This is a genomic window from Dethiosulfatibacter sp. (assembly GCF_983023055.1).
The window spans coordinates 1-6,558 of sequence record NZ_CEZJXU010000102.1 but is presented as its reverse complement, the minus strand read 5'-3'; the positions used below and the strand labels follow the sequence as shown (position 1 = coordinate 6,558).

At 33.4% G+C, this 6,558-nt stretch carries 11 protein-coding genes and 1 tRNA gene; 4 read left to right on the top strand and 8 right to left on the bottom strand.

Annotated features, from left to right (window positions below; translation table 11 throughout):
• From AC3AX0_RS05225 to AC3AX0_RS05195, 7 genes are all read right to left on the bottom strand, one after another.
• Positions 1 to 676: replication protein (locus AC3AX0_RS05225; RefSeq protein WP_487549251.1), on the bottom strand; the 676-nt coding region annotated here is incomplete at its 3' end.
• Positions 677 to 729: 53 nt separating this feature from the next.
• Positions 730 to 1,134: a hypothetical protein gene (locus AC3AX0_RS05220; RefSeq protein WP_487549250.1), complete on the bottom strand. Its 405-nt coding sequence runs from the start codon at positions 1,132 to 1,134 to the stop codon at positions 730 to 732.
• Positions 1,122 to 1,421: a hypothetical protein gene (locus tag AC3AX0_RS05215; RefSeq protein ID WP_487549249.1), complete on the bottom strand. Its 300-nt coding sequence runs from the start codon at positions 1,419 to 1,421 to the stop codon at positions 1,122 to 1,124. The genes AC3AX0_RS05220 and AC3AX0_RS05215 overlap by 13 nt, the downstream gene beginning before the upstream one ends.
• 73 nt (positions 1,422 to 1,494) lie before the next feature.
• Positions 1,495 to 1,695, bottom strand: coding sequence for a hypothetical protein (locus tag AC3AX0_RS05210; protein WP_487549248.1), 201 nt, complete (start codon positions 1,693 to 1,695; stop codon positions 1,495 to 1,497).
• 10 nt (positions 1,696 to 1,705) lie between these two features.
• Positions 1,706 to 1,936, bottom strand: a complete 231-nt coding sequence (locus tag AC3AX0_RS05205; protein ID WP_487549247.1) for a hypothetical protein — start codon at positions 1,934 to 1,936, stop codon at positions 1,706 to 1,708.
• Positions 1,937 to 1,953: 17 nt separating this feature from the next.
• Entirely contained in the window at positions 1,954 to 2,169 is a 216-nt protein-coding gene (locus AC3AX0_RS05200; RefSeq protein WP_487549246.1) for a helix-turn-helix domain-containing protein, read from the bottom strand.
• Between the two features lie 29 nt (positions 2,170 to 2,198).
• The gene (locus tag AC3AX0_RS05195) at positions 2,199 to 2,399 is read right to left on the bottom strand and encodes a helix-turn-helix transcriptional regulator (protein WP_487549252.1); all 201 of its coding nucleotides are present in this window, start codon (positions 2,397 to 2,399) and stop codon (positions 2,199 to 2,201) included.
• A gap of 147 nt (positions 2,400 to 2,546) precedes the next feature.
• Between AC3AX0_RS05195 and AC3AX0_RS05190 the strand changes: the two genes are divergently transcribed.
• Positions 2,547 to 3,416, top strand: coding sequence for a helix-turn-helix domain-containing protein (locus AC3AX0_RS05190; protein ID WP_487549245.1), 870 nt, complete (start codon positions 2,547 to 2,549; stop codon positions 3,414 to 3,416).
• A 68-nt stretch (positions 3,417 to 3,484) separates the two neighbouring features.
• Positions 3,485 to 4,705 (top strand): site-specific integrase, encoded by a 1,221-nt coding sequence (locus AC3AX0_RS05185; RefSeq protein WP_487549244.1) that lies wholly within the window; start codon positions 3,485 to 3,487, stop codon positions 4,703 to 4,705.
• Between the two features lie 131 nt (positions 4,706 to 4,836).
• Here the strand turns inward: AC3AX0_RS05185 and AC3AX0_RS05180 are convergent.
• Positions 4,837 to 4,913 (bottom strand) — tRNA-Arg (locus AC3AX0_RS05180).
• Positions 4,914 to 5,069: 156 nt separating this feature from the next.
• Here AC3AX0_RS05180 and AC3AX0_RS05175 point away from each other — a divergent pair.
• The gene (locus tag AC3AX0_RS05175) at positions 5,070 to 6,296 is read left to right on the top strand and encodes an aminopeptidase (RefSeq protein WP_487549243.1); all 1,227 of its coding nucleotides are present in this window, start codon (positions 5,070 to 5,072) and stop codon (positions 6,294 to 6,296) included.
• A gap of 76 nt (positions 6,297 to 6,372) precedes the next feature.
• A partial coding sequence (locus AC3AX0_RS05170; protein WP_487549242.1) for a hypothetical protein occupies positions 6,373 to 6,558 on the top strand: 186 nt, incomplete at its 3' end.

Here is a 6,558-nt window from a genome sequence, read left to right as displayed (position 1 = left end):
CAAGGTAATCTGAGCAAATAAGGTTAGAGCTGCCTACTTTCTTCTGACCAAAAAACACATGCAACGGTCTTGCCTTAACTGGATATTTTGACTTGGCAGATGAAATTACTTTTTCTTTGTGTCTTTTAAGCATTCTTTTCATTTGCTCAGCATCAATACTCAATTCTTTTTCCGCTTTCTTCATAGAAGTTTTCATTGCATTAGAATATGACCTATGTTTTACTAGATCCAAAGTTAAATAATAATCAAAAACAGCATTGTATTTATATTGTTTATTAATATCTTTATTTTGGTAAGCTAATTCGCTTACTGTAGGGTCAGTCAATTTGCTTACTGTAGGGTCAGTCAATTTGCTTACTGTAGTTGTATTAGTTGACTGTATGTATTTTTTGTTAAACCCTATTGTTCTTGGTTTCGTATACGTCGATTCTTGAGTTACTATCAAGACACCTTCTTTAATCAGTTTATCGATTTCTTTCTTCACTTGTTGTTTATGAATACCTGCTGCTTTCGATAGATATCCTAATGACATCTCATGTTCTTTTTTTTGCCAACCATACGTGCATCGCCAAACTAATAATATTATCCTAAATTGAGTGCCATTTAATTTCGTTATGGCCATGTTTTCAAGAATCTCATCATCAATTTTAGTATATCCTTTCTCAAGTTTTGCCATTTAATCACCTTCTAGCTTATGCATCATTTTTCTCTGTCATGTATCATTCTCCTTTAAATTTTATTCTCCAATACATAAATTGGATCTAACTTGCACTCACGTATCAATTCATCTGGAATATCATAAAACCTCTCGTTTTCAATACAAAATTTTAAATAATCATCTCCATAAACCATTTGCATACGTTCGCTAGCTTCTATAATATTTTTAGCAAATACAATTTGATATGATCCAATCAGGTCATGGTTATTCCTAAAAACATAGTAGAATTTTTTGATTCTACCGTTACCAATACCTTGTATGAAATGAACCACTTCAACTGCAATTTTAGAAATTTCAGGCTTATTTCTAACTATATCAATTGTTTTTACTAGTCTTGCCTCGAAATTATTTTCATTGCATATTTCAATAAAGATCTCCATAGCTTCTAATAAATGTTTTTGATTTACTTCATGCATAGTTTTCCTCCCGTTCTTTCCCTGTATGGATCTAAATACTCAGTCTCTGCAGTTACTATCATGTTGAGTAGTTGTTGAGCTTCTTTTTCCTTTTTAATTAAATTTTTAACATCATTTATTCTGTTAAATGTTTTCATTGAGGGTCTATTGACATTACTTTCTATGGCTCCTAAAATGATGCTAGATGCTGATGTACTTAGTTGCCAGTAGAACTCCCAACAATCAAAGTTACTTTCTTTTTCCCTTCTAATGTATTCGTCAACTATGTAGTTATTCAGCGTTAACATATATTTACCTCCTAAATACTCATACGTGAATATTTCGAATTCATTTCACTTTTGTAGCAGCCATTATTATGAATTAAATTACCTTATCCAATATTCTATATGACTCTCTTTTTTTGTTTCTTACATCGATTTCTTTGATTTTATCTATTAAATCATTTACCAACACGGCCTCTCTTTCAACTGATAGTGGATTTTGATCAAGGCCACAATACTTCCTAACTGCATCATTTTTTATCAATCTCAATGCGAGTTTAGTTGCTTTAAAATCACCCATTATTCACCTCTTAACACTTGTATTTTTCTATGGCCATATATGAAACAACATCTTTCAATGCCTGGTTCTCATCGGTCAAATCATTAATATCATTAGTTAATTCTTGAACTAGATTTTTAGAACAATCCAACACTTTACCTTTTTTTTCAAGTTCATCCTTTAACACTTTTATGTGCTCGTTAAGATTTTTGATCAATCCTTCTAAGTATAGAATTTTTTTATTGTTTTTATTTTTACTCATTTGTCTTTTCTCCTGTTTTATACGATTTGTCTTTTTTGGTTTAACCAATGATTGAAATCGGTAACCGTTATTCTCCAAGATGCTCCACATCTAAAACTAGGGAATTCTTCACCTTGCACTTTGCTGTTAAACAGACGATATGATTGAGGTTTGCTTATCTTTAAAATTTGCATAACATCTTTTGGTGTGTAGCATTTAATTCCCGTAGTATCAATAATTTCATAATTCTGCATTTTTACCTCCATTAAATATTTATACACACTTAGTGTACCTGATTGTCAAAAAAAATTTCTTGTACGGATAGTCCATAATAATCAGCTATTTTTACTTTGATTTCATCACGGGGAATACGATGACCACTTTCATACATTCTAATTGCAGAAACTGATAAACCAACTGATTTTGCAATTTCTTCTTGAGTTTTCCCTTTTCTTAATTGTATTAATCTTTCTCCAATAAGCATTTTATTCAATAATCTCACCACCTTTGATACACGAATCGTGTTCAATATCATTCTACACGAATCGTGTACTGATGTCAACACGTTTTGTGTAGATTGTTGTTGAAAGCATATCACGATATGTGTATAATGATAAAAGAGGTGAATAATTTGAATAAATTTTCTAGTAGATTAAAGAAGTTAAGAAAGGATAGCAATATAACGCAAGAATATTTAGCGAGTGTACTTGGAATTTCAAAGAGTGCAGTTAGTATGTATGAAAATGGAAATAGAGAACCTGATTTCAAAACATTAGAATTGATTGCAAATTATTTCGATGTTAATATAAATTATTTATTAGGTTCATATCCATTCAAAAATAATAAAGAATTTACTCATTCTGTTAATATAGCTGCTTTAGAGGATGCTTTGGATCACCCAGATAAACAAACTATTATTATGAATATTATAAATAATTTAAAGATAGTTATTTACATAAAAAGTGATAATACTGAAGAATTAACTAGTGAAATAAAAGAGTATGCTTTGAATCTAATAAATAAATTTGAGAGGAATGAAACTCTTAGTGATATTGAATTATACGAGTTTGCGTATATGATTTATGAGCAGGTAGGATTGGATTCAAATGGTTATGGTCATTTTCAGTTTTATGATGGCAACCGATATGGTTTTAAAAAAGATTATGCGGATATTAGAAAAGTATCACTTGATGTCAGTAATAGTCTTGTTATTATTGATGAAAGTAATGATTTGTCAGAATATATACGCTACACATACAGAAATGGTTTTTTATTAAGTGAGGAAGAATTAAATAAGTCTTCAAAACTTGATGTTAAAGACAATTCCAATGAAAAAGTATATACAAATGATGAAATTAATGAAATATTGGGAAAAATATCAAAAAATCCAGAGATAAAAGCACTAATTGAGGCAACACAAGATATGGATACTGAAGATATAGAATTTATAAAAGCAATGATTGAAAGAATGCGTAAGAGTGAGAAGAATAAAGGAAAGTAGAATTTTTATGCTAAAATGTTGTTAGTAGATGAATTTTATTTAATTATCATGTTTTAGGAGGTGAGGACATGGCTAGACCTAAATCTAAGGAGAAAAAGAAGAAAAGAAATGCAAATGGTGAAGGAACAATATATGAAAGACCAGATGGACGTTGGTGTGGAATAATAACCATAGGTAACAATCCTGATGGATCTTTAAAAAGAAAATATTTGTATGCTAAGTCGAGAGAAGAAGTGCATAAGAAAGTTGTTGGACTGCAGAGAAATATGCATCTTAACGATGGATATATTAAGAGTGAAAATATGACATTGAAACAATGGGGAAGTATTTGTCTGTTTGACTATATAAAGCCTACAATAAGACCTGGTACCTTCCAGAGGAAAGAATCGGTTTATCGGGTGCATGTATCTGAAGATAAGGTTGGAGCTATGAAATTGAAAGACATCAAGCCTTATCACATTCAGAGATTTTTGAATAATAAAACCGGAACGCTAGTGGATAGTTCAATCAAGAAAGTATATGAGCTCCTTAACCAGTTTTTCAGATTGGCTATATCAAATGATTTGCTGTGGAAAAATCCAATGGATAATGTAATAATACCCAAGAGCCTTAAAAACAGCAAGGAACTGCAGGTTTTTAGCAGAGACGAGCAGAAAAAATACATGGCTGAACTGGAAGGTGAAAAACTTAAAGCTCTATACCTGACTGCACTATTTACAGGTATGAGGGAAGGAGAGCTTGTAGCCCTTAAGTGGAAGAATATTGACTTGAAAAAGGGAGTAATCAATGTTGTTGAAAGTTATGAACATGTAAAGATATTTGATGATCCAGAAGATGTAAGTGAATATCACTATGAGACTGTTGTTCAACCTCCTAAAACTAAGGCAGGAAAAAGAAAATTACCTATCCCGGAGATGCTTAGTGAGGTACTCAAAAAGCATAAGATCCAGCAGAAGGAAACGGCTATGAGACGAGCGGGGAGCAGTTTTAATAAATCAGGACTGGCATTTTGCACATCCGTTGGTACTCCCTTACGTGCAAGGAATGTAATGAGAAAACATCAGGAAGTATGTGAGCTGGCTGGAGTCACGAAGATTACTTTTCATGAGTTGAGACGTACATTTGCGACAAGGATGTTTGAGGAAGGTGCAGATATTAAGCAGGTGCAATACTGGATGGGGCATTCTACTATTGATGTATCGTTGAGTATTTATATACTAGTTACTGAAGATCAGAAAATTGCGACAGCGAATAAGCAGAATGAATTATTCAAGAGCCTAACTACATAGGCTCTTTTTTATTCAAAAAACAAAAAACCTCATCGCGGACGATAGAGGCTTAATCTGTACGTGTAGTCTATTATTTTATAATGCGGTTGCGGTCAGCGTTGCGGTCAAATACTGACTAGAACCGCTGTAATTGGTGCACCTGAGAGGAGTCGAACCTCCGGCACATGCCTTAGGAGGGCACTGCTCTATCCGTCTGAGCTACAGGTGCATGATTTCCGCATATGAAAGTTTATATATGCGTTATTTATTACTCTATGAATTTTACATTAACGTAAGCCTTTTGTCAAATGGTTTTACGAAAATGCAAAGAATTAAATTGATGATTTGTGATATGATATAAATATAAATGAAGGAGGTAGTTTTAATGGATAAATTGAATTTGGAAAAATATGCACGTCTTATTGTAAAAACTGGAGTAAATATTAAAAAAAATCAGATTTGTGTAATTTCTGCACCTGTTGAAAATTACGAATTTGTGGAAATGATAGCAGAAATGGCATACCAGGAAGGTGCAAGGGAAGTTGTACCGAACTGGATTGACGAGCGTATTGGCAGATCAAAATATGAATATGCACCTGATGATGTCTTTGATGAGATACCGGAATACAGGAAGATGTTTTATCTTGAAACTGTAAGAAAGGATGCATGCTATATAAGGCTTGCAGGAAGTGATCCTGATATATTGAAGGGAATCGATCAGAACAAGATCATGAGGACAAACAGAACCTTTGGTGAAAATCTTAAGGAATATCGTGAAAGACTCATGTCTGACAAGAATGTATGGTGTGTGGCTGCTGCTCCTACCAAGGCTTGGGCGAAGAAAGTATTCCCTGACCTTTCTGAAGAAGATGCCGTAGAGAAGCTTTGGGATGCAATTTTTATGACAAACAGAATAGATAAGGAAGATCCCGTTGCAGCCTGGGATGATCATAAGAACAATTTAAAGAAAAGAATGGCTTTTCTTAACGAAAACCATTTCAAATACCTTAAATACTCAAATAGTCTTGGGACGGATCTTAATATAGAATTGCCAGAAAAGCATCTGTGGCTGGGTGGACAATCATATATGAAGGACGGTACTGAGTTCATGGCCAACCTTCCTACTGAAGAAGTCTTTACACTTCCAAAGAAGGACGGAGTAAATGGTGTGGTTCACAGCACCAAGCCTTTGGTATACAATGGTGTTTTGATTGAAGAGTTCTGGCTTAGGCTGGAATCTGGAAAGGTAGTTGAATATGATGCCAAGAATGGACTGGAAGCTCTTAAAAGCCTTATAGACCTTGACGAGGGATCATGTTATCTGGGAGAGGTTGCTCTTGTACCTTACCATTCTCCAATATCTGAAATGAATATCCTTTTCTACAATACCTTGTTTGATGAGAATGCATCCTGTCACCTTGCACTTGGAGAAGCTTATCCCATCTGCATAGAAGGTGGAGAATCAATGTCAAAGGAAGACCTTGTGAAAAATGGTAAAAATGACTCCATTGCACACGAGGATTTCATGGTTGGATCTTCTGATCTTAGGATAACGGGTGTTAAAGATTCTGGAGAGGAAGTAATAGACGCAGATCGGTTATTTTTTAGTTGATTACCTTTAGATGGACAGATATTAGTTGGTCATGTAAAATAAATATAGTTGAAAGTCAATAATTTAAGAGGTAAATATGAATAAGAGAATCGCTATCGTGTCATATGACAGAGAAAGTGCATATCGATATAGTGAACAATTAAAGGTACTATTTAAAGATAACATTGATATTGAACTTCATTCTATGCAAGACAATAGTATTATAAACATAGATGCTGATTTGATTTTGGCTTCCACTCCATCGCTATATGAATCAGTGAAA

What these genes read in the sequence shown, in the direction of transcription:
- AC3AX0_RS05220 (WP_487549250.1), bottom strand. Translation starts at nt 1,134, where the DNA reads ATGCATGAAGTAAATCAAAAACATTTATTAGAAGCTATGGAGATCTTT.
- AC3AX0_RS05215 (WP_487549249.1), bottom strand. Translation starts at nt 1,421, where the DNA reads ATGTTAACGCTGAATAACTACATAGTTGACGAATACATTAGAAGGGAA.
- AC3AX0_RS05210 (WP_487549248.1), bottom strand. Translation starts at nt 1,695, where the DNA reads ATGGGTGATTTTAAAGCAACTAAACTCGCATTGAGATTGATAAAAAAT.
- AC3AX0_RS05205 (WP_487549247.1), bottom strand. Translation starts at nt 1,936, where the DNA reads ATGAGTAAAAATAAAAACAATAAAAAAATTCTATACTTAGAAGGATTG.
- AC3AX0_RS05200 (WP_487549246.1), bottom strand. Translation starts at nt 2,169, where the DNA reads ATGCAGAATTATGAAATTATTGATACTACGGGAATTAAATGCTACACA.
- AC3AX0_RS05195 (WP_487549252.1), bottom strand. Translation starts at nt 2,399, where the DNA reads ATGCTTATTGGAGAAAGATTAATACAATTAAGAAAAGGGAAAACTCAA.
- AC3AX0_RS05185 (WP_487549244.1), top strand. Translation starts at nt 3,485, where the DNA reads ATGGCTAGACCTAAATCTAAGGAGAAAAAGAAGAAAAGAAATGCAAAT.
- AC3AX0_RS05175 (WP_487549243.1), top strand. Translation starts at nt 5,070, where the DNA reads ATGGATAAATTGAATTTGGAAAAATATGCACGTCTTATTGTAAAAACT.